Source organism: Moorena sp. SIO3A2 (genome assembly GCF_010672265.1).
GTDB lineage: Bacteria > Cyanobacteriota > Cyanobacteriia > Cyanobacteriales > Coleofasciculaceae > Moorena > Moorena producens.
The window spans coordinates 24573-45087 of record NZ_JAAHHC010000050.1 but is presented as its reverse complement, the minus strand read 5'-3'; the positions used below and the strand labels follow the sequence as shown (position 1 = coordinate 45087).

Annotated in this window: 20 protein-coding genes and 1 pseudogene; 9 read left to right on the top strand and 12 right to left on the bottom strand. The window is 43.1% G+C overall.

The window, feature by feature from the left end; genetic code table 11:
• Positions 1–624 (top strand): hypothetical protein (locus tag F6K64_RS31870; protein ID WP_287256598.1); only part of this gene is annotated, 624 nt, incomplete at its 5' end.
• Positions 625–716: 92 nt separating this feature from the next.
• On the top strand, positions 717–1373 hold the full coding sequence (locus F6K64_RS31865; RefSeq protein WP_008178110.1) for an ankyrin repeat domain-containing protein: 657 nt from the start codon (positions 717–719) through the stop codon (positions 1371–1373).
• A gap of 95 nt (positions 1374–1468) precedes the next feature.
• Here F6K64_RS31865 and F6K64_RS31860 read toward each other — a convergent pair whose 3' ends face one another.
• Entirely contained in the window at positions 1469–1639 is a 171-nt protein-coding gene (locus F6K64_RS31860; protein ID WP_154659645.1) for a hypothetical protein, read from the bottom strand.
• Between the two features lie 90 nt (positions 1640–1729).
• Between F6K64_RS31860 and F6K64_RS31855 the strand changes: the two genes are divergently transcribed.
• Complete coding sequence (locus tag F6K64_RS31855; RefSeq protein WP_008178108.1) at positions 1730–2065, top strand: XisI protein; 336 nt, start codon at positions 1730–1732, stop codon at positions 2063–2065.
• A 68-nt stretch (positions 2066–2133) separates the two neighbouring features.
• On the opposite strand, the pseudogene F6K64_RS31850 reads toward F6K64_RS31855, so the two are convergent.
• The 4 genes and pseudogenes from F6K64_RS31850 to F6K64_RS31835 all read right to left on the bottom strand — a co-directional run.
• Positions 2134–2364: pseudogene (locus tag F6K64_RS31850) on the bottom strand (XisI protein); the annotation flags it as partial.
• Between the two features lie 64 nt (positions 2365–2428).
• Positions 2429–2878: a type II toxin-antitoxin system VapC family toxin gene (locus F6K64_RS31845; RefSeq protein ID WP_008178103.1), complete on the bottom strand. Its 450-nt coding sequence runs from the start codon at positions 2876–2878 to the stop codon at positions 2429–2431.
• Positions 2875–3153: a hypothetical protein gene (locus tag F6K64_RS31840; protein ID WP_008178102.1), complete on the bottom strand. Its 279-nt coding sequence runs from the start codon at positions 3151–3153 to the stop codon at positions 2875–2877. Before F6K64_RS31840 ends, F6K64_RS31845 begins: the two co-directional genes overlap by 4 nt.
• 363 nt (positions 3154–3516) lie before the next feature.
• Positions 3517–3864: a XisI protein gene (locus F6K64_RS31835; RefSeq protein WP_008178098.1), complete on the bottom strand. Its 348-nt coding sequence runs from the start codon at positions 3862–3864 to the stop codon at positions 3517–3519.
• Positions 3865–3962: 98 nt separating this feature from the next.
• On the opposite strand from F6K64_RS31835, the gene F6K64_RS31830 reads away from it, so the two are divergent.
• A complete protein-coding gene (locus F6K64_RS31830; RefSeq protein ID WP_287267475.1) occupies positions 3963–5081 on the top strand; it encodes a type III secretion system chaperone family protein in 1119 nt (372 codons plus the stop codon).
• A gap of 140 nt (positions 5082–5221) precedes the next feature.
• On the opposite strand, the gene F6K64_RS31825 is transcribed toward F6K64_RS31830, so the two are convergent.
• Positions 5222–5707 (bottom strand): PIN domain-containing protein, encoded by a 486-nt coding sequence (locus tag F6K64_RS31825; RefSeq protein ID WP_287267474.1) that lies wholly within the window; start codon positions 5705–5707, stop codon positions 5222–5224.
• The gene (locus F6K64_RS31820; RefSeq protein ID WP_287267472.1) at positions 5700–5951 is read right to left on the bottom strand and encodes a UPF0175 family protein; all 252 of its coding nucleotides are present in this window, start codon (positions 5949–5951) and stop codon (positions 5700–5702) included. The genes F6K64_RS31825 and F6K64_RS31820 overlap by 8 nt, the downstream gene beginning before the upstream one ends.
• Positions 5952–6262: 311 nt before the next feature.
• Between F6K64_RS31820 and F6K64_RS31815 the strand changes: the two genes are divergently transcribed.
• Positions 6263–7333 (top strand): hypothetical protein, encoded by a 1071-nt coding sequence (locus F6K64_RS31815; RefSeq protein ID WP_287267470.1) that lies wholly within the window; start codon positions 6263–6265, stop codon positions 7331–7333.
• A gap of 214 nt (positions 7334–7547) precedes the next feature.
• Positions 7548–7691 carry a hypothetical protein gene (locus tag F6K64_RS31810; RefSeq protein WP_287251669.1) on the top strand — a complete coding sequence of 48 codons (144 nt, stop codon included), beginning with the start codon at positions 7548–7550 and terminating at the stop codon, positions 7689–7691.
• A gap of 202 nt (positions 7692–7893) precedes the next feature.
• On the opposite strand, the gene F6K64_RS31805 is transcribed toward F6K64_RS31810, so the two are convergent.
• Complete coding sequence (locus tag F6K64_RS31805; protein ID WP_287267469.1) at positions 7894–8340, bottom strand: tellurite resistance TerB family protein; 447 nt, start codon at positions 8338–8340, stop codon at positions 7894–7896.
• 195 nt (positions 8341–8535) lie between these two features.
• On the opposite strand from F6K64_RS31805, the gene ligA reads away from it, so the two are divergent.
• Positions 8536–11826 (top strand): NAD-dependent DNA ligase LigA, encoded by a 3291-nt coding sequence (gene ligA, locus F6K64_RS31800; protein ID WP_287267468.1) that lies wholly within the window; start codon positions 8536–8538, stop codon positions 11824–11826.
• 191 nt (positions 11827–12017) lie between these two features.
• Here the strand turns inward: ligA and rpsU are convergent, their stop codons facing one another.
• The 3 genes from rpsU to F6K64_RS31785 form a co-directional block, all read right to left on the bottom strand.
• Complete coding sequence (rpsU, locus tag F6K64_RS31795) at positions 12018–12197, bottom strand: 30S ribosomal protein S21 (protein ID WP_008186741.1); 180 nt, start codon at positions 12195–12197, stop codon at positions 12018–12020.
• Positions 12198–12619: 422 nt separating this feature from the next.
• The gene (dusB, locus tag F6K64_RS31790; RefSeq protein WP_287267466.1) at positions 12620–13642 is read right to left on the bottom strand and encodes a tRNA dihydrouridine synthase DusB; all 1023 of its coding nucleotides are present in this window, start codon (positions 13640–13642) and stop codon (positions 12620–12622) included.
• Positions 13643–14125: 483 nt separating this feature from the next.
• On the bottom strand, positions 14126–14248 hold the full coding sequence (locus F6K64_RS31785) for a hypothetical protein (protein ID WP_287267465.1): 123 nt from the start codon (positions 14246–14248) through the stop codon (positions 14126–14128).
• A 719-nt stretch (positions 14249–14967) separates the two neighbouring features.
• On the opposite strand from F6K64_RS31785, the gene dnaK reads away from it, so the two are divergent.
• Together dnaK and F6K64_RS31775 are read left to right on the top strand one after the other, a co-directional pair.
• Positions 14968–16881 carry a molecular chaperone DnaK gene (gene dnaK / locus F6K64_RS31780; RefSeq protein WP_287267463.1) on the top strand — a complete coding sequence of 638 codons (1914 nt, stop codon included), beginning with the start codon at positions 14968–14970 and terminating at the stop codon, positions 16879–16881.
• 627 nt (positions 16882–17508) lie between these two features.
• On the top strand, positions 17509–18867 hold the full coding sequence (locus tag F6K64_RS31775) for an ATP-binding protein (RefSeq protein WP_287267462.1): 1359 nt from the start codon (positions 17509–17511) through the stop codon (positions 18865–18867).
• Positions 18868–18927: 60 nt separating this feature from the next.
• On the opposite strand, the gene F6K64_RS31770 is transcribed toward F6K64_RS31775, so the two are convergent.
• Positions 18928–20202: an RNA-guided endonuclease InsQ/TnpB family protein gene (locus F6K64_RS31770; RefSeq protein WP_287267460.1), complete on the bottom strand. Its 1275-nt coding sequence runs from the start codon at positions 20200–20202 to the stop codon at positions 18928–18930.
• Positions 20203–20515: the final 313 nt, after the last annotated feature.

Genomic DNA, 20515 nt, shown 5'->3' with positions numbered 1-20515 from the left:
GCACATCAAGTAGCGTGGGCTATGCCCAGTGGCCAAAGGCCTTTGGCTGATAGCTGTTCGCGTTCGCGAAGCGTCGGCTTTGCCGAAAGCGTGGCCAAAGGCCTTTGGCTGATAGCTGAATGCTTACCTAAAGCTAATGCAATAAAAGCTGCCAATCTTACCAAGAATAAACATCCTATCTTCAGCTCTATCACAGTTATTGATGGGGGAAAAGATTGGGATTATGATTATACAAGTCGAAGAAGTAAAAGTGAAGATGGCAAAAAAAAAGCGGAAAGAGATAGAAAACATTCAAATCAGACCTGTGAAGATGAAGTCCTTGAGAGACTCCAAGGGGAAAAAGATGCAATTTGTGGTTCTATACCACTGCCTGGGTGTAAGCCAGCTTTGGATAAGCTAAAAGCCGGGAAAAAACTCAAAGGAAGATCAGTCAAAGGAATAACGAAAAACCATGTTATTAACAGAATTAAAATTCTACAAGAATGTATTGATCAAAGACAACAAATACAAGATGAATGCTTTGGTGGAAAACCGGATCAAAGACACACAGATGCTCTCAATCAAATGAGGAATGCACTGGAAAACTGCCAAGAGCTATTAGACAATTATGGAGATTATATATAAAGAATATTTTTAGCTCAAGCCTTGAACGTTACTAGTAATCTCAAGGATTGAGTTTAAAGTAGTTTATCCTCATCTTATTTTTGTTAATTAAAATGAACAATAAAGATATTTTTGAGATAATTCGATACCATGATGATAGTAATCTTGCGAAGATGATTGAACAAGGTCTCGACGTTAATTTTTACATGCCTAATCCCCCTTTCTGGACTCCCTTACAAGAAGCGATAGATGAAGTTGATTATGGAGGAAAAATAGAAATTGTAAAACTTTTGATAAAAGCCGGAGCTGATGTCAATGCTTGGAATCTAGACCGGGATTCTAATCCATTACTCATGGCTATGTGGGGCGGCCACAAAGAGATAGTAAGCTTACTATTGAAAGCGGGAGCTAATCCTAATGTCAAGGATAATGAAGGCAATTCTCCTCTGAGATGGAGTGTAGAGGAAGAAAATATAGAAATGGTTAAACTGCTCCTCAATCACGGAGCAAAAGACACAATCAATGAAGCTGGCGGATTTAGTGGAATGAATGCATTAGGGATCGCGGTAAGTAAGCTGAATATTCCTATAATTAAAACGCTTCTCGATCGAGATGCCGATCCGGAAGTAATTGATAACGATTACCGAAAACCAATAGAAAGGCTGCCGAAGAATGCAGACACTGAGATAAAAGAGAAAATCAAAAGATTATTGGTGGGTTACGGCGCAAAAGAGCCAAATGTCTCTTACCTCAAGCAAACAAGCCCATGACACACTCTAGACATACCTCATATAGTATGGTAAGAGGCGTTCAGCTTAGGACATTTTTCAAGGCGGAATCCTGACCGCTCCCTGAATCTTATGTCCTAACTTATTGGCCTAGGGCTATACGCGATCGCGTAGCGTGACCTACGGTCAATCGCACAAGCGCGGAAGCTGAGGCCGTAGGCCACGCTTTGCGTTCGCGTAGCGTCGGCTTTGCCGAAACGCTTCATCGCGTAGCGTGACCTACGGTCAATCGCCGATCTAACCCACAATAACTTAGAACTCTAAAAGAAGTTGATTATTGTATAATGGTTTTGTATCAAGATTTGCATAGATTGCTTATCTGAAGAGGTGATTTTAGAATGGAAAAAATAATCCAGTATCGCCAATACATTAAACAACTTCTGAGTGATTATGCCAGTAAAAGTCCATCTGATCAAGATGTTGAAGCTGCCTTAATTTTTGACTCAGACCACGACCATTATCAAGTTGTTTACACTGGTTGGAAAAACCGCCAACCCATGTATGGTTGTGTTCTACATTTCAGCATCAAAAATGCCAAAATTTGGATACATCATGATGGAACTGAAATTGGTTTTGCCAACGAACTCGTCAAATTGGGAGTACCAAAGACTGATATTGTACTAGCATTTCAAGAACCTGCTGTACGTCAATATACTGACTTCGCAGTGAATTAGAGTAAATTTATCGGCAGTTTTTATAATTTGAGAGGTAAATTGACTGTCATAGAACTTATCAGCAAACACTATGCGATCGCATACCCAGTATGTTCACGAATCTCGGGGGGATGAAAAGCAAGAACAATCCTATCCTTCGGTACTCCTGAAGCAACCAATTCATCCGTGATCCCATCTTCCATACCGTCGTAGTGAATCCAAATTTTACCATCGCGGATTTCACCATGAACAATCGTACCATATACACGGCGATGATTTTCCCAGCCTTCATGGACCAGCAGAAAATGGTTGCGAACGCGCCCCGCGTGACCATAGGTCAATCGCCACTGATAATCATATGAATTGTCACATCACCGAATATATCTAAGCCTGTGAAGCAACACTTTGGGGATTAACACTTATAATCTCAGTAAAACGTTTGAAGTCATCAATGTTAAATGTAAGTAAATGTGTAATTTTATGAGTTACCATCGCAGCAACTAAACGAGCATCATGTACTTGTTTTCCCTTAACCTGATGTTTAATAACAATACTTTCCCACTCAGCCAAAATCCCAGGAGTATCAGGATATACTAAAAATATTCTCTTGATTTTATCTGTTGCTTGTGAAGCTTCATCAATAGATAAACCTAAACCATTATTGCTAATTGGTCGTGTGGCAACAGCCCAAAACTCGATAAGATTCTGTGGAATAATACATAAAGACACACCTTGTCTTCTAAGCATAAAAATCGCTTTTCGAGCATCGGGATGCATCGGGCTATTCTTCTGCACCAAACGCAGCAAAACATTTGTATCCACCAAATAGCTCATAACATTTCTTCTTCTCTTGTGTATATACTTTCTCGGACAACTGCTGTATCGGCAAGTGGCGGTGCTACAGTAAAAGCTGGACTATTGATTAAATCCATTAATTCCGAGTTCCATTCTTTATCGGTTACTGTTTCATAGAAACATGTTTGTTCTTGGTTCATCAAACTATCTTCAATCACAGATTCAAGATAGGTTTGTACTGATACACCTTTGGCAGCAGCTTTAGCAATTATACGAGCCTCTACTTCTGGTTTAAATTGAAGCTTTATAGTCATTTTTTTTTATAAATAATGAAATTATTTTCCAGGCAATACCATTATAACTGAAGTCACCCATACACGTGTACTATCAATACATCAAAGCTTACTGTGCTTGCTTTTTGACATGGAGAACAAATTCACTCTTGGGTATAAATCTCTCAAAGCCTTATTTAGCAAAGATTTTGGCTTATATTTTTTTTATTTTAGAGCGTATCCTCATCAAAAAAAAAAGGAGTGGCTGAGTGCCTTCGCGTAGCGTGGCCTACGGCCAATCGCTTTTAGCGGCTCTTTTGGAGTATCGCGAAGCGTAGCCCTTTGGGCTAATCCCATGATATTGTAGGGTGCGCCCTTCGACAGCGTAACCCACCAAAGCCAATGCTATGCGATCGCATACCCACTATGTTCACGAATCTCGGGGGGATGAAAAGCAAGAACAATCCTATCCTTCGGTACTCCTGAAGCAACCAATTCATCCGTGATACCATCTTCAATACCGTCGTAGTGAATCCAGATTTTACCATCGCGGATTTCACCATGAACAATCGTACCATATACACGGCGATGATTTTCCCAGCCTTCATGGACTAGCAGAAAATGATTGCGTTCGCCACTGATAATTACAGAGGTTGTCACATCACCATAGCGGTCAGGAAGATTGGCGTAATACTTTAAAATATTTTCTAGGGTTTCACGCCATTGTTCTAAACGTTGATTGGTGGTTTCCATTCGATAATTTCCTCAAAATTTACACCGAAAAAAAGTACTGGAACTAAAACCAGGACTGCGATTAACGACAACTGGCTTTACTTTAATTTATCAAAAAAATGAATGATTATACTGAAAACTTCCCTTTAGACAAAGAGTTAACCTTAAATGACTCCTCCAATCCCTTAACCATTACCACAACTTCCCTATCCCTCACCAAACAAAACCACCAAATCATCGAATGTCGTCTTACCTTCCAGGTAACCCCCGAACTTTACCACCGCATCGACACCGAAAAACTATTCAACCTCAAACCAGAAGTACGGGCACCCATGAGTGGTGGTAACTTTCTCCCCAGTGGTGATATCCAAATTGAAACCACTCTCCAACCGGATTTACTGCCACAGCTATTAGAAAAAGCTTCCACCGCAGAAGAAGCTGCTAACTACCTGCTTCAGCTTTGTCAACAACCCGAAAACCCCTTAACAAACAAACTACTCAGCACCGAAAGCTGGCTATGCTTATCCGTAAAACAGCAACAACCCAACGGTGAAGTGGGTTATAACACCTTCTGGAACTACCTTAATCCTTCCACCATTAACCACCCAGAAGCGACCAGCGAAGAACTTTCCGCAGGAATTGTTAACTTTTTCCAAGAATGGACCCAAGCCAACTTAGCTGAAGCTACCCAAAACGCTACCTCTGAATTTCTTGAGGGAATTAGCAGCATTTTCAACGAATTAGTTGATGAAACATTCTCCGACACAGAAGAAGATACCACCACAAACCAATCAATCTTTACCGCAATAGTTAACTTTTTTGAATCAGACCAATGGCAATTTGTCAAGATACCAGAAACATCAGCCTTGCGTCTTTTATTTCGGGGTGAAAACGGACAATGGACTTGCTACGCCCAAGCCAGAGAAGAACACAGACAATTTGTATTTTATTCAATTTGCCCCGTTAAGGCTCCAGAAAACAAGCGCTTAGCCATCACAGAATTTATCACTCGCGCCAACTATGGCATGATTATGGGTAATTTTGAATTCGATTTCGACGATGGAGAAATCCGCTACAAAACCAGCATTGATGTAAAAGAGGACAATCTTAGTTTTGCTTTAATTAAACCAATCGTTTACGCTAACGTCATGACAATGGATGAATATTTACCAGGAATTATGGCAGTAATTGAATCAGAGGTGGAAGTGAAAGAAGCGATTTTGCGGATTGAGGGTTAAGACAGAAATAGGGTTACCCAGATATAGCGTTTATCGTAGCTATGAGGTACACATTATTCCCCTCTTTGCTCTTACCTCTTTGCTCCCTGCTCCCTGCTCCCTAAAACCCATAAATCTGTACCTCATGGGTATAATAATTGCTATAATTCACCAGCAAGTTTCAAAACAGCCATTCGTGTGGAGTAATCAAGACGAAATCCTAGAGCATCTAATTTGTCTAAAATCGGAGCTACAATAGTCAACTCCCCTCGCTGTTTTGCTTTGAGTAAAATTCCTAATGTCCCTGTAAATTTAATATTCAGTTGTTTGGCGTAATACCTAGCCAACCCATCATCCACAATCACCAGGGGGTCTTCTATCTCCAAAGCTAAAGCAAACGCCTCTTTCTCTCCCGCACCTAATCCATTTATTTCCTGTAAAGCTGAATCCACTATTGTTGTTTTTACCTTGAGCCAAGATAAGGAAGTTAAATCAGGTAGGGAAATTTTCAAAGCTACTCCAGCAGCTAATTCATTCGCCACAGCTTGAGGTACAATAACCGATCCATAAAGTTGTGGTAGTAAATCCAGTAAATTTGTTTGATAGAGATATTGAATTGGTGAGGTATCAGCAATCACATTAGGCATTCGCTAAATCCTCTGTTAATTCCGCTTCTGTTAATCTGAAAGTGTTGATACCATAGTCACTCAACTTAGATAAAAAAACTACTCGCTCAATACCAGCTAGTTGAGCAGCAGCACCAGAGGAAAGTTTACCTAATTCATAAAGTTTCATCGCAGCACTTAAACATAATTCTTGTCCTAGTTGTTCTGGTGTTAGGTTTAAAGCCTGTGCGGTTTCTTCTGGAACAGATAGGGTAACTTGATACATAATCAAGGGGAAAGCTACTTTGCTATAACTATAGCATTTATTTAATAAGTAAGGTATAGCGTTTCTTGCAGTTATGAGGTACGCTTATCAACTTCAAAGTCCCCCTTATTAAGGGGGATTTAGGGGGATAATAGGTACCTTATGGGATATAGAATTGCTATATAGTCCGTAGGGAGCATGTCAGTGCTATGAGGTACACAATTCATGGATTTTAGGGAACAGGGAACAGGTAAGAAGGTAAAAATTATTTGCACCTCATTAGGATAAAAAACGCTATATTAACTTTAACAAGGATAACGTCGAGGTGCGCAATGGATCTACACAAATCTAAAACTATACTCTTGAGTAGCATACTCTTGGCATACTTGAGTCTCAATGCTTGTAATGAACAACAGACACCGCCACCAGATACATCCACTTCCTCTCCATCTCCTATAACAGAAGTAGAAATATCCCCAACTCCTACCCAAACTCAAACTACTCCTAAGCAAAAAAACGTTAAGGTTTTTTTTCCCAAGCAACCTCAAAGTAATCAGGATTTTAGGTATGTGGAACCTGTAGTCAGAAGCACCACTAGTCGTGCAGTGGCTACTTTTGCCATTGAACAGTTGATTATTGGTCCGACCAAAGCAGAAACTAAAATTGGTTTCACCGAAGCACTACAACTTAAGGGTCAATCCAACTGTGGCAAAGATTTTACCCTCTCTATTGCAGCAGAAACCGCCACCCTCAAGTTTTGCCGTGCCATTCCTTCCCCTGGGGTAGGCTATGATGCCAGAGCTACCAGTGCTATTGAATCTACCCTCAAACAGTTCTCAACTATCAAATCGGTAGTTATCCTCAACAAAGACGGCAATTGTTTTGGGGACTTAAGTGGTGAAAACCTCTGTTTGAAGACTGGGAGCAAGGGAGAAAGACTTTCTACTAAATCTAAAATAGCAATTAATGGCATTGGCCCCATCACCGTGGGCATGACGCTGGAAGAAGCATCCCAGGCTGGCCAAGTTAAACTACTGCCAGAAGACGCTAGTAGTCGAAGAGACTATGGTTGCTTAATATCTCAGCCAGAAGGCATAGAAAATCTGTGGTTTATGGCAATAGAAGGAAAAATTGCCAGGGTAGACACACGTTCTCCCCAGATTAGCACCATTAGCGGTATCAAAGTGGGGGATAAATTAGAGAAAGTCATGTCTGTATATGGTAACAAAATAGAACTTGAACCCCATCAATATGTACCGGGTGGTAAATATGCAACCTTCGTACCAACGGATAGTTCAGATAAAAATTATCGATTGATTTTTGAAACCAATCCAGAGGGTAAGGTAACTACTTTCCGCGCTGGTAAACTACCGGAAGTAGCATGGGTAGAAGGATGTGTTTAACTCAACATTAGAGATAAGTTAGGTTATGAAAATCTTAAAGGTTCTCAAAAACGGCATGGACTTCAAATTCGACCAAGCGTTGAAAGTCCTGTGCGCTTTGTTGGTAGCGGCACAACTGTTTTTATAGCAGTCGCCAGGGCAGTTAGGACATGACAAAAGTCTCACACCCTTTGTAAGCGCAAGAGTTTGACTTCTGACAAATGACTTCTGACAAATGACTTCTGCTATAAGTAGCGCACCCCCTGCGATCGCACAACCCATTGGCCCTTGTGTACTAGATCCGGCTGATATTGGTGTGCCCTGTACTCGTGACATCAATCGCTGTGGCAATCCTAGGGAACCAAATACAGTGCGTTGACTGGTTCTTGTGAAGTACAGTTGGGATACTAGAAAGTGAATCTGTTAGTAATTCTATAAAGTGCCAGATGATCACAATTTAGATCAGATCACAATTAACAGTTGAGGGTTCACTTTCAACAGTGAACCCTCAACTAAATAGATTTAGCCAGTTTTGTCAAACTTAATTAAGTTAGTAATTGTTAATTCAACTAAAAAGCCTATTATCCTTGATTTTTAATTAACATTACGTCTATAATTTTGATAGCAGTTTCTTCTGATATCTCTAAAGCATGATAAAGCTCCTTCAAAAATTCTTCTTCCTCATCGGTAACTTCCCCATCTGCTAAAGTAAGATCAGTGGCGATTGCAAAGGCGGTTGCTTGTAGTTCATAGGGGAGTGATTTCAGGGCTGCACTAAGAAGAGGCTCAGAACCTTGCCGCTGCAGGAGCATCAAAAGTCGTTCAAACATTCTTGCCATTACATCAGCTGAGTAGCTCCTAAACAGCTGCATTCGAGATAAGGCAGTAATAATGGCTTGCACTTCTGAACTAGCTGCGAATCCGTCAGCAGCAACAGCAATTAATGCGATCGCAGCAAATGCTTCAGCTGGTCCGAGTGTTGTTTGGCTGTGTTGACGACTAATTGAAATTTTATCAAACAGACCCATTGTTGTTGTCTCTTGGAAAAGTACCTTAGTTAATACCAAGATGACATTAGTGACCGCAAACGGAATTAGTAGAAATACTGAACTTGTGACTAGACTTTGCCAAAGTTTTCTCTTTCACCTCAAGCAGGGCTATAGTTAATCTGGTTAATCTGACCGATAAACTAGAGTCAATCTCCATCAAGGATAATCCCCCCTGTGGCACCAGTAACCCCCGACGTAAACCAGCGAGTTCAGGAACTGCGCCGACTGTTGCAAAACGCTAGTTATGCCTACTACGTCCTGGACAATCCCATCATGGCAGATGCCATCTACGATCAACTCTACCGGGAACTGCAAGAGCTGGAAACAGAGTATCCTGAGTTAGTAACCTCTGATAGTCCAACCCAGCGGGTAGGAGAAAAACCAGCTACTGGTTTTGTTTCCGTGCGCCACAATATCCCCCTCTATAGTCTGGATAATGCCTTTAACCTTGAGGAATTTAGCCAATGGCAAGAACGATGGCAGCGTCATATTTCTGGTGATATTTCCCAAGACTCAGAAGTCAATACTGAATACGTTTGTGAACTCAAAATTGACGGTTCAGCATTAGCACTGACCTATGAAAATGGGATTTTGGTCAGGGGAGTGACCAGGGGTGATGGGTCCACAGGAGAAGATATTACTCAGAATGTCCGCACTATTCGCTCCATTCCTTTGCGGCTCAATCTAGAGGAAGTTAATCTAGACCAAAATCTAGACCAACTGCCAGCTTTAGTAGAAGTGCGTGGTGAGGCATTCTTACCTCTGGATGTATTTGAGAGGATTAATCAGGAACGAGAACAAGCAGGTGAGGCATTATTTGCTAATCCTCGTAATGCCGCTGCTGGTACCTTGCGCCAATTAGAACCTCGAATTGTTGCTAAACGGCAATTGGCTTTCTTTGCTTATACCTTACATATTCCGAATCAGGATAGTAGTGAGAAGTACACTATCCCAATGCCCAATTCCCAATGGGATGCTCTAGAATTGCTGCAAAAGCTGGGTTTTCCGGTGAATCCCCATCGCCAATGTTGTGCTTCTCTACAGGATGTTCAGGATTATTACAATCACTGGGATGAGAAACGGCAAGATTTACCTTACCTGACCGATGGGGTAGTGGTGAAAATTAATGCTTTCCCGATACAACAACAATTGGGGTTTACCCAGAAGTTTCCTCGTTGGGCGATTGCTCTGAAATATCCGGCTGAAGAAGCTCCCAGTCGTGTGGAAGCAATTACAGTTAATGTGGGACGGACGGGTGCAGTGACACCCTTGGCTATTTTAGAACCAGTGCAATTGGCAGGCACAACAGTACAACGGGCTGCCCTACACAATGGTGATTATGTTGCCCAATTAGATTTGCGAGTTGGGGATACGGTGATTGTACGGAAAGCGGGGGAGATTATCCCGGAGGTGGTACGTGTCTTACCAGAGTTACGTCCTGACCATGCTAAACCCTTCGAGATGCCTACCCATTGCCCTGTTTGTAATCAACCACTGGTGCGTCCTAAGGGTGAAGCAGTGACTCGCTGTATTAATTCATCTTGTCCTGCCATTGTTAAGGGCACTCTCACCCACTGGGCAAGTCGTAATGCTCTTGATATTAATGGTTTAGGGGAAAAGATTGTAGAACAATTGGTAGACCAAGGCTTGGTGACATCTGTTGCTGACCTTTATGATTTAACCCTAGACCAGTTGGTGTCATTGGAGCGTATGGGGCATAAGTTAGCCGAGAAGTTGCTAAATGCGATCGCAAAATCCAAAACTCAACCTTGGTCACGAGTCCTTTATGGGTTAGGGATTCGTCATGTGGGTAGTGTCAATGCTCAAACCCTTGTCCAGACTTTTCCTACCATTGAGCAGTTGGCTCAAGCAACCGTCACTGATATTGAGGGAATCTATGGCATTGGACCAGAAATTGCTCAGTCTGTCTGGGGTTGGTTTCAGATTTCCAGCAACCAGACCTTGATTGCTCGATTGCGAGAAGCGGGTTTACAGTTAGAAGCTTCTACTAAAACTATAGCGCTAGACCAAACCCAACCCTTAACCGGAAAAACCTTTGTGATTACTGGCACTTTGCCTACCCTTAAGCGTAGTGACGCGAAAGACTTGATTCAAAACGCTGGTGGTAAGGTTACTAGTGCCGTTAGTGCCAAAACTGATTATTTGGTGGTTGGGGAAGATGCCGGTTCTAAGTTAGAAAAGGCTCAAAAATTAGGAATTACCCAATTAACTGAATCCCAGCTATTAGTAAAATCCCAGAAGTTTCCTGCTACTGAAGAAGCTCCCACAGTGCAATTGGCAGGGACAAAAGTACAACAACGGGCTCTCACCCACTGGGCAAGTCGTAATGCTCTTGATATTAATGGTTTGGGAAAAAAGATTATAGAACAATTGGTAGACCAAGGCTTGGTAACATCTGTTGCTGACCTTTATGATTTAACCCTAGAGCAGCTGGTGTCATTGAAGGGTATTGGGTATAAGTTAGCCCAGAAGTTGCTAAATGCGATCGCAAAATCCAAAACCCAACCTTGGTCACGAGTCCTTTATGGCTTAGGGATTCGTCATGTGGGTAGTGACAAGGCTAAAACCCTTGCCAAGAAATTCCGTAACATTGAGCAGTTGGCTCAAGCAACAATCCCCGATATTGAGGGAATCTACAGCATTGGACCAAAAATTGCTAAGTCTGTCCGGGATTGGTTTCAGAATTCCAGCAACCAGACCTTGATTGATCGATTGCGAGAGGCAGGTTTACAGTCGATTGACAAGAGACCTCTGACCCACTGGGCAAGTCGTTATGCTCTTGATATTAATGGTTTGGGGAAAAAGATTGTAGAACAATTGGTAGACCAAGGCTTGGTGACATCTGTTGCTGACCTTTATAATTTAACCCTAGAGCAGCTGGTGTCATTGAATGGTATTGGGCATAAGTTAGCCCAAAAGTTGCTAAATGCGATCGCAAAATCCAAAACTCAACCTTGGTCACGAGTCCTTTATGGGTTAAGGATTCGTCATGTGGGTAGTGTCAATGCTCAAACCCTTGTCCAGACTTTTTCTACCATTGAGCAGTTGGCTCAAGCAACAATCCCCGATATTGAGGGAATCTACGGCATTGGATCAGAAATTGCTCAGTCTGTCTGGGATTGGTTTCAGATTTCCAGCAACCAAACCTTGATTACTCGATTGCGAGAAGCAGGTCTACAGTTAGAAGCCTCCCAGAACACTATAGCGCTAGATAAAATCCAACCATTAACCGGAAAAACCTTTGTGATTACTGGCACCTTGCCTACCCTTAAGCGTAGTGAAGCGAAAGACTTGATTCAAAACGCTGGTGGTAAGGTTACTAGTGCCGTTAGTGCCAAAACTGATTATTTGGTGGTTGGGGAAGATGCTGGTTCTAAGTTAAAAAAGGCTCAAGAATTAGGAATTACCCAATTAACTGAATCCCAGTTGTTGGAGTTGCTTTAACTGAACGTATCCCAAACAAATCTATTTTCCCGATTCCCGATTCCCGATTCCCGATTCCCGATTCCTGATTCCCGATTCCCGATTCCCGATTCCCTTACCTTGGTTGGTTAAACCGGTCAGGTGATAGCGAGTCAGTTAACCAAGCATCCCCGCGTCTGATGACCGGGGAGTGGCAACAGTGATTTGAAGGTTTAGCGGTACCGACGCTTGCGTCTGCGAGCGATCGCTTTGCGCTTTTTCTTTTCAATGGGAGTCTCAAAATGACGTAGACGCTTCATATCAGCAAAAATTCCTGCTTTTGATACTTGTCGCTTAAATCTACGCAGGGCTGACTCAATGCCTTCATTTTCACCGACAACCACTTGGGTCATACTAAATTAATCCTCCTAAATTTTAACAAAAAATTCTACCGATCTTATCATACAATTATACTATCTAGCAAGATTGCTGATAACAAGACGTCATAAGATATTACCCAGCAGGGTCAATAGCCGAAAGAATCTGCCTGGGTGATTATACCGTCAAATACTGGAAAAAAAGACTATTTCATCAAAACTTGGAGTTGATCAGGATAAAGGTAAGCTATAATCAATCAGCTATAATCAATCAGCTATAATCAATCAGCTATAATCAATCAGCTATAATCAATCAGCTAAAAGCCTGTGGGCATGCCACGCGAACAGTTTATGGGTTAGGTCACAGGCTTTTAGCCTGTGCCACCCTACTTGAGGTGGTTTTGAATAAAATAAGCTGACGGCTAACGGCTAACGGCTGAACGCGCACGCGTGAGCTTTTAGCTCACGGCTGACGGCTGAAGTTTAGCGATCGCATTTTCAATCAACTCAACTCCTTGGTCAACCGTCTCTATTCTACTAAGTTTCTTACGCAATTCCCCTGCTCCGGGAAACCCTTTCGCGTACCAAGCCATGTGTTTCCGGGATTGATAAATACCCCGCTCCCCCTTATAGTGCCATAGACCTTGTAAATGCTCCTTAGCACATTCAAGCAGTTGTACTGGTGTGGTTGGGGGTAACACTTGTCCGGTTTTCAGGAAATAGTCTATTTCTCCGACTAGAAAGGGATAGCCCAGGGTTCCCCGAGAACACATTACCCCATCAGCACCGGTTTCTTCCAAGCAGCGCACTGCTGCATCGACGGACAAAATATCCCCATTAGCAATCACTGGGATAGACAGCACATCTTTTACCCGCTTAATCCATTCCCAGCGAGCGGAGCCATTATACCCCTGGTCACGAGTACGGCCATGGAGGGTCAACATCTGAGCCCCGGCATCTTCCATACGTTGGGCAAATTCTACTGCATTGATCTCCTGATCAGTCCAGCCAATACGGGTTTTTACGGTTACAGGTACCTCCACCGCCTTCACTACTGATCGTACAATTGCTTCTGCCGTTTCTGGATCTCGCAGTAAAGCAGACCCGCCACCATTTTTAGTAATTTTATTAACAGGGCAACCCATATTGATATCCACAGTATCTGCCCCTTCTGCCACTGCCCTTTGTGCCGCTTGAGCCAGAAATTCCGGGCGACAGTCGAATAATTGGATACTGATCGGTTTTTCTAATGGGTCTACCTCCATAACCTTGGGCAATTCTCGGAGATACTTTAACTGGCTAGCATGAACCATTTCGGTATACATCATCGACTCAGTGGCGTAGCGACGCACTAGGCGACGAAACACCAAGTCGGTTACTCCAGACAGGGGTGACTGTAACACCCTGCTGTTGACCTCAACCGACCCAATTTTAAGGGGTGATGCTAACCGTTGCTGTAATTGTGGAGATAGAACTGCCATGGGTAATGGTGTTGTTTCCGTCGTGATCACCTAATAGCATTTTTTCATTAGGTGAGGTACATTTTATTGTTTTAGGGAGCAGGGAGCAGGGAGCAGCGATGCAGCGCGGTCTTGGGGGTCCCCCCCATGAGCGACTGCATCAAGACGGGAGCAGGGATAATGATTTAATAGTAAACAGGGAATGGGTAACAGGGAATAGCTAATAAAAATGCACCTCATTAGTATAAAAAAAAGCTATATATCTTTTTCATCAGTCTGGGAAAACTTTTGTGATTCCTAAGTTCTGTAACTTTTGTACAAACGGCGATCGCGTAGCGTGGCCGTAGGCCAATCGCTTATCTATTTTCTAATAAGAATCAGAAAATAGAGCTAAATCTCAACAACTCTGTGACTGTAACCTGAAAGCGCGATCGCAATCTCCGAGAATGACAGAACACAGATATAGCGCTGATCATACTTAGCTGATCATACTTATAGCAGTTCTTAATTATCACTCCCGATCTCCCCACAGCTCCCGACTCCCGATTCCCGATTCCCGATTCCCGACTCCCGATTCCCGATTCCCGATTCCCTACTCCCTAACCTACCCGTAAGCAGTTTCCGCAACTACTCTCAAGACGGCAAACACAACTGATTTGTTACGGTTCACACCAATCCCAACAGCCGTTAATTTTCGTAAATTAGACACAGGCAAGGCAACAAAAAGGGGTCAGGAAAAAAACATACATGGGTTTTGACCATAGCAGTCCTAATTCAAACGTGACGGAAATCAGAACTCTTGGTGGATTCTTCCCCAACTTCGGTGATATTCCCTATTTTCGGACTCTCACACCTAATCGAGAATGGCGCTGATTACCCATAACTTTTTTCTTTCTTGCTGCCCCCTGACCGAGACAATCAGTAGATAATCGGTTATCGAAGAGGGGAGTTTGAGGGGAAAATTCATCCCCGACCTAAGAGGACGGGGTATTCTTTTCCCCTCAATGGCGTTAATAAACGAAAAAACTGGGTATCGATCCTACCCGGCTACCCCCGGAACGAGGGAAAGTTACGCCCATGGAGTTAACAGCCACTTAGTTGGTTGTGCCTGGGAATCCCCATCCAAGACGGTTGGGGAGGTTCAATCAATAGAGAACCGTCCGATCTTAGGTTCGGGAAACCACCCTTCATTAGACTGGCAAATAAAGTTCAGTATAAATAATGGTAATCCAACCGATGGTATAAAAACTGGCAACGGTTATTCCTTGAACCAAAAGGCACGGATAATTCTCTAATCCTCTCCTACCCTACCAGTATTTGTAGTTATAGGCACCCGGAACACTCTTATGGCAAAAGTTGTTGGAATTGACTTAGGTACAACAAACTCCTGTGTAGCAGTAATGGAAGGTGGTAAACCCACGGTTATTGCTAATGCAGAAGGTTTTCGGACAACCCCTTCAGTCGTAGCTTATGCCAAAAATGGCGATCGCTTAGTCGGTCAAATCGCTAAGCGTCAGGCGGTGATGAACCCCGAAAACACTTTCTATTCAGTCAAACGCTTCATTGGACGTAGATACAGTGAAGTCACCAACGAGGCTACGGAAGTATCTTACAAAACTCTCAAGGTTGGTGATAATGTCAAGCTAGATTGCCCAGCTCAAGGAAAGCAATTTGCGCCAGAAGAGATATCAGCTCAGGTGCTACGCAAGCTGGTTGATGATGCTAGCAAGTACCTTGGGGAAACCGTTACCCAAGCCGTAATTACTGTACCAGCTTACTTCAATGACTCCCAGCGTCAAGCTACTAAGGCAGCGGGTAAAATTGCTGGTGTTGAAGTGCTGCGGATTATCAACGAACCGACCGCAGCGTCTCTGGCTTATGGTTTAGACAAGAAGAGCAACGAAACTATCCTGGTGTTTGACTTGGGTGGTGGTACCTTTGACGTCTCTATTTTAGAAGTAGGTGACGGGGTGTTTGAAGTGTTAGCTACCTCCGGTGACACTCACCTCGGTGGTGATGACTTCGATAAGAAAATTGTTGATCATCTAGCCAAAGAGTTCCAAAGCGCAGAAGGGATTGACCTACGTAAGGACAAGCAAGCTCTACAACGTCTGACTGAAGCCGCCGAGAAAGCCAAGATTGAGTTGTCTAGCGTTATGCAAGCTGACATTAACTTGCCTTTCATCACGGCTACCCAAGAAGGGCCTAAGCACCTGGATATGACCTTAACTAGGGGTCAGTTTGAAGATATTTGCTCTGACTTAATCGACCGTTGCCGCATTCCGGTGGAGAATGCCATCAAGGATGCCAAACTCGACAAGAGTGCCATTGATGAGGTGGTCTTGGTTGGTGGTTCCACTCGGATCCCTGCAGTGCAACAGGTGGTCAAGAAGGTACTTGGCAAGGATCCTAACCAAACCGTTAACCCCGATGAAGTGGTAGCGGTAGGTGCTGCTATCCAAGGTGGTGTATTGGCTGGTGAAGTCAAGGATATCCTACTGTTGGATGTCACCCCCTTGTCCTTGGGTGTGGAAACTCTCGGTGGCGTGATGACGAAACTGATTCCCCGCAACACCACTGTCCCCACCAAGAAGTCAGAAACCTTCTCTACTGCTGTGGATGGTCAGACCAACGTAGAAATCCATGTTCTTCAGGGTGAGCGGGAAATGTCCTCTGACAACAAGAGCTTGGGAACCTTCAGATTGGATGGTATTCCCCCTGCACCCCGTGGCGTCCCTCAGATTGAGGTAACCTTTGACATTGATGCCAACGGTATCCTGAATGTTACCGCTAAGGACAAGGGCACTGGTAAGGAACAGTCGATCAACATTACTGGTGCATCCACCCTATCCGATCAGGAAGTAGACCGGATGGTGAAAGATGCTGAAGCTAATGCAGAGGCTGACCAAGAGCGTCGTGAGAAGATTGACCGTAAGAACCAAGCTGATTCTCTTACCTACCAGGCCGAGAAACAGATTAAAGAACTCGATGATAAATTGCCAGCAGCTGATAAGGAGAAGATCGAAGGGTTGATCAAAGACCTGCGAGAGGCAATTACCCAAGAGGATGATGAGAAAATCAAGACTCTGACCACTGAGTTACAACAAGCTCTGTACAGTGTTAGTGCTAACCTCTATCAGCAAGCTGAGGGGGCTGCTGAGGCCACCGATCCTGCTGGCGCACCAGGCTCTGATGCTGGTGCTTCTGGTAGCTCTGGTGGTGATGATGTCATTGACGCTGAGTTTTCTGAAAGCAAGTAGAGGTTTGGGTAAGCATATGCGCTACGCGCACGCTACTTGAGGTGCGGTCAGCGGTCAGCGGTCAGCGGTCAGCGTCCCGTAACTCAGATCAAAAAAATGGTTACCTGTTTTATTCATAAACTGATAACTGATAACTGATAGCTGATAGCTAATAGCTGATAGCTGAATACTTAGATGGCTAATAGCTAATGGCAGAGAATCCTAACCCTTAGTTGATCCCTGTCCAAAGTCTAATCAAGGTTGATGAGTGATACAATGCTCATCAACCTTTTGTTTATTGGATTTTAGGGAGTAGGGAGTAGGGAATCGGGAATCGGAAGTAGGGAAAAAATTATCACAATTACGACACGGATTGCTATATGATAAATTAGTACCTAAAGTCTAGACAAAAGGCATTCATGCTAGAGGCAATAGTCGTCACTTAGTAAAGTTGATTAATAATAGAGGATATCAGTATTTTTAGCAAAAAAAGTAAATCCTTAAAGTAGTTTATCGGTGACATTTTTAAAACATCAAAACATCAAACTAAAATCAACTTTTGCCTATTGCCTATTGCCTCTTCTGAATTCCCGATTCCCGATTCCCGATTCCCGATTCCCGATTCCCTAACCAACTGAAAACCCTATTGTGGATAAACAAACGATTGATTCAATTCAAAACCTCCGCTACCAAGCTGCATCTTTGCTAGTTTATCAATCAGTATTGAGTGAAGGGGTAGGTTTAGCTTTTTTGAAACTATTAGAAGCTATAGTGAACAGGGATGTGGATGACATCCGTTGTTTAAAAGCTTATGGTGACTGGTTTCAAGGGTTAGCTAGCAAAAACGAAAGTTGGCAATATTATCTGTTTAGGCAAATCCTTAGGGCTGATAATTCCTTTACCAGGCAAGTGCAAGGTTCTGAATTAGAAACATTACCGCCAGCATTGGTAGAGGCGGCTCGTCATGACTTACAAGCTTTACAAAATATCTATAAGTGCAGCACTAAACAACTTTGTAAGTGGGTCAAAAGAGCATCTGTTTTACCAGTTGAACTGGTGCCTTGGAATTGTGAGTCAAGTCAATCCAGGTCTGGGTCTGACCAGAGTGATAAACGTAGTCGATGGCAAGCTGATCTACAAGCTAAACTAAATAATTTAGACAATTGGGCTGATGGCTTGGAGGCGATCGCGGCATACTATCGAGAGTTTGGCACTGGACTTTTTGCTGACTATCAGGGGTTTCGTTGGCAATCAGGTCAGTTGTTTGGTATTGCTAATCCAGATCCGATTAGACTCAGTGAGCTGGTGGGCTATGAATTGGCGCGGACGCAATTGCTCAAGAATACAGAGTTTCTGCTGAAAGGCTACCGAGCCCTGAATGTATTACTTTACGGTAGTCGCGGTTCAGGTAAGTCTTCTTTGGTCAAGGCGTTGTTAAATGAATACGGTGAGCGGGGATTGCGAATTATTGAAGTCCCGAAATCAGAGATGATCGATTTACCGGTGATTACCGAGCAATTGCGAGACCAGCCTCAAAAATTTATTATCTTTATCGATGATTTATCCTTTGAAGAGGATAATGATTCCTACAAAGCTTTAAAGGTAATGTTGGAAGGGAATTTAACAGCACGACCTGACAATGTTGTGGTTTACGCGACCTCTAATCGACGACACTTGATTCGAGAATTCTTTGAAGACCGTCCCCGTCCTAGCAATGAAGAGGTTCATGGTTGGGATACGGTTCACGAGAAACTTTCGTTTAGCGATCGCTTTGGCTTAACCTTAACCTTTGAGAAAGCTGACCAGAAAACCTACTTGAAGATTGTCCAACATCTAGCTACCCTAGCCCAAATCCCCCTTGAGCCTAGTGAAATCAGACGTCGTGCCTTACAGTGGGCGATCCGAGCCAATGGTTTCTCTGGTAGAACAGCACGACAGTTTATTGATTTTTTACAAGCAGAGGAAGTGGGGAGTCGGGAGTCGGGAGTCGGGAGTCGGGAGTCGTGAAGAGATGTAGATGTAGGATGGGCACTACACAGAGCGATTAACTCAGCTTGGTGACAGCTCCTACACTGACCTTACAGGTTCAGTGTAGGCTTCCCAGCCAATCCGGGCATCCCTTAGGAGGCGCTGGGCTTTAAGAGCGGACTGCCCTGCCGCTCTGTTTTTAATGTTGATCGCTGCATTATGGTCACGGTCAAGATTACATCCACAATGGGGACAATCGTGCCACCGTACATGCAGCTTTTTAGGAACTTTCTTTCCACAACTGGAACAATTCTGCGAAGTATTTTGGGCGCTTACTGGAATCACTAACAAACCAGCATTTAAGGCCGTAGGCCACGCTACGCGAACGGCTTTGTTTGTCAGGATTGTCAGAAAGCTTGACCACCCGGCGTCCAACACAGATTTAGCCAATCTGGATAAGACAAGTCCTTTGACGTTTAACTTTTCGTGAGCGACTACATCATACTTTGACAGCAAGTAATTAGTTGTCTTGAAATGGAAGTCTTTTCGTTTGTCCGCTACTTTTTTGTGCTGCTTTCTAAGCTGCTTAATAGCCTTGAGCCTGTTACTGCTTCCCTTTTTCCGTCGAGATACCCGTTTTTGAATAACCTTTAGTCTTTTTTGCGACTTCCTATAGTACTGGGGAATCTCTATAGTTTCACCCTCAGATGTTGTCAGAAAATCTTTGAGGCCAACATCAATACCAACTATTGAGCCTGGATTAATATCGGGTTTAATTTCAGGAACAGTCTTGTCTTCTAAAGACAGAACCAAATAGTAACCATCACACTTTTTGGTGATCGAAGCTGTTTTGATATTGAATCCATTCGGCGTAGCCGACGCTTCGCGAACAGGAATAGGGCGATGTAGGACAATCTTTACTTTTCCTATTTTTGGTAGATTGATCAGATTACCTTCTAGACATTTTTCCTTCATCTGAGGGTAAGTAAAGGTACGGTAGCGGTGCCGTTTTTTGAATCTAGGCTTGCCACTTCGTTTTCCATTACTGTCACCCTTTATGAATCGGTCAAAGGCTAGTTTGACTCTTTTCACTACATCCTGAAGCACTTGAGAATGAATTTCTTTGTACCAAGGATGAGTCTTTTTCAGGTTTGGTAAGGTTTTCTTCTGACTGTAATAGTCAGGATTGTTCCTTAATTCCGGAAGGTGACAAACAAGAGGACAAGCATTGACAGAACAACGATTATGCTCGTACCAGGTAAACCTATCTGCCAACAAATAGTTGTACTGAGCACAAAGCATTGATAGCCAATTGTCTATTTTGTTTTTTTGCTCTTTTGTTGGCTTTAATCTGTATTGATAGGCGATCCGCATTGCTTGTCATTCTATTTAGCAACCTACTATAATTATAACAGGTGTGTACACAGGTAGTAACCCAAAATTAAAAACAAAAAACTGATAATTAGGATTACCGAATTTGAAAAAAGGCAGTTAATACAAGAGGCGCAGCGACGTGGAATGACTCAGTCAGAATTGATAAGAAGCTTGATATAGCAATCCTATTTGAGTTGTGACAGGTGATAAGCTTGAAAACCAGGTATAGCAAGGATCTCATTTTTGAAAATTGCCACAACCTATTTAGGATCGCTATAGCTCGTTTCCCTATTCCAAGAGACCCGGTGCAAAA

What these genes read in the sequence shown, in the direction of transcription:
- F6K64_RS31825 (WP_287267474.1), bottom strand. Translation starts at nt 5,707, where the DNA reads ATGCCTAATGTGATTGCTGATACCTCACCAATTCAATATCTCTATCAA.
- F6K64_RS31820 (WP_287267472.1), bottom strand. Translation starts at nt 5,951, where the DNA reads ATGTATCAAGTTACCCTATCTGTTCCAGAAGAAACCGCACAGGCTTTA.
- F6K64_RS31835 (WP_008178098.1), bottom strand. Translation starts at nt 3,864, where the DNA reads ATGGAAACCACCAATCAACGTTTAGAACAATGGCGTGAAACCCTAGAA.
- F6K64_RS31770 (WP_287267460.1), bottom strand. Translation starts at nt 20,202, where the DNA reads ATGCGGATCGCCTATCAATACAGATTAAAGCCAACAAAAGAGCAAAAA.
- rpsU (WP_008186741.1), bottom strand. Translation starts at nt 12,197, where the DNA reads ATGACCCAAGTGGTTGTCGGTGAAAATGAAGGCATTGAGTCAGCCCTG.
- F6K64_RS31810 (WP_287251669.1), top strand. Translation starts at nt 7,548, where the DNA reads ATGACTTCTGCTATAAGTAGCGCACCCCCTGCGATCGCACAACCCATT.
- F6K64_RS31830 (WP_287267475.1), top strand. Translation starts at nt 3,963, where the DNA reads ATGAATGATTATACTGAAAACTTCCCTTTAGACAAAGAGTTAACCTTA.
- F6K64_RS31855 (WP_008178108.1), top strand. Translation starts at nt 1,730, where the DNA reads ATGGAAAAAATAATCCAGTATCGCCAATACATTAAACAACTTCTGAGT.
- dusB (WP_287267466.1), bottom strand. Translation starts at nt 13,642, where the DNA reads ATGGCAGTTCTATCTCCACAATTACAGCAACGGTTAGCATCACCCCTT.
- F6K64_RS31815 (WP_287267470.1), top strand. Translation starts at nt 6,263, where the DNA reads ATGGATCTACACAAATCTAAAACTATACTCTTGAGTAGCATACTCTTG.
- F6K64_RS31840 (WP_008178102.1), bottom strand. Translation starts at nt 3,153, where the DNA reads ATGACTATAAAGCTTCAATTTAAACCAGAAGTAGAGGCTCGTATAATT.
- F6K64_RS31805 (WP_287267469.1), bottom strand. Translation starts at nt 8,340, where the DNA reads ATGGGTCTGTTTGATAAAATTTCAATTAGTCGTCAACACAGCCAAACA.
- F6K64_RS31845 (WP_008178103.1), bottom strand. Translation starts at nt 2,878, where the DNA reads ATGAGCTATTTGGTGGATACAAATGTTTTGCTGCGTTTGGTGCAGAAG.
- dnaK (WP_287267463.1), top strand. Translation starts at nt 14,968, where the DNA reads ATGGCAAAAGTTGTTGGAATTGACTTAGGTACAACAAACTCCTGTGTA.
- F6K64_RS31865 (WP_008178110.1), top strand. Translation starts at nt 717, where the DNA reads ATGAACAATAAAGATATTTTTGAGATAATTCGATACCATGATGATAGT.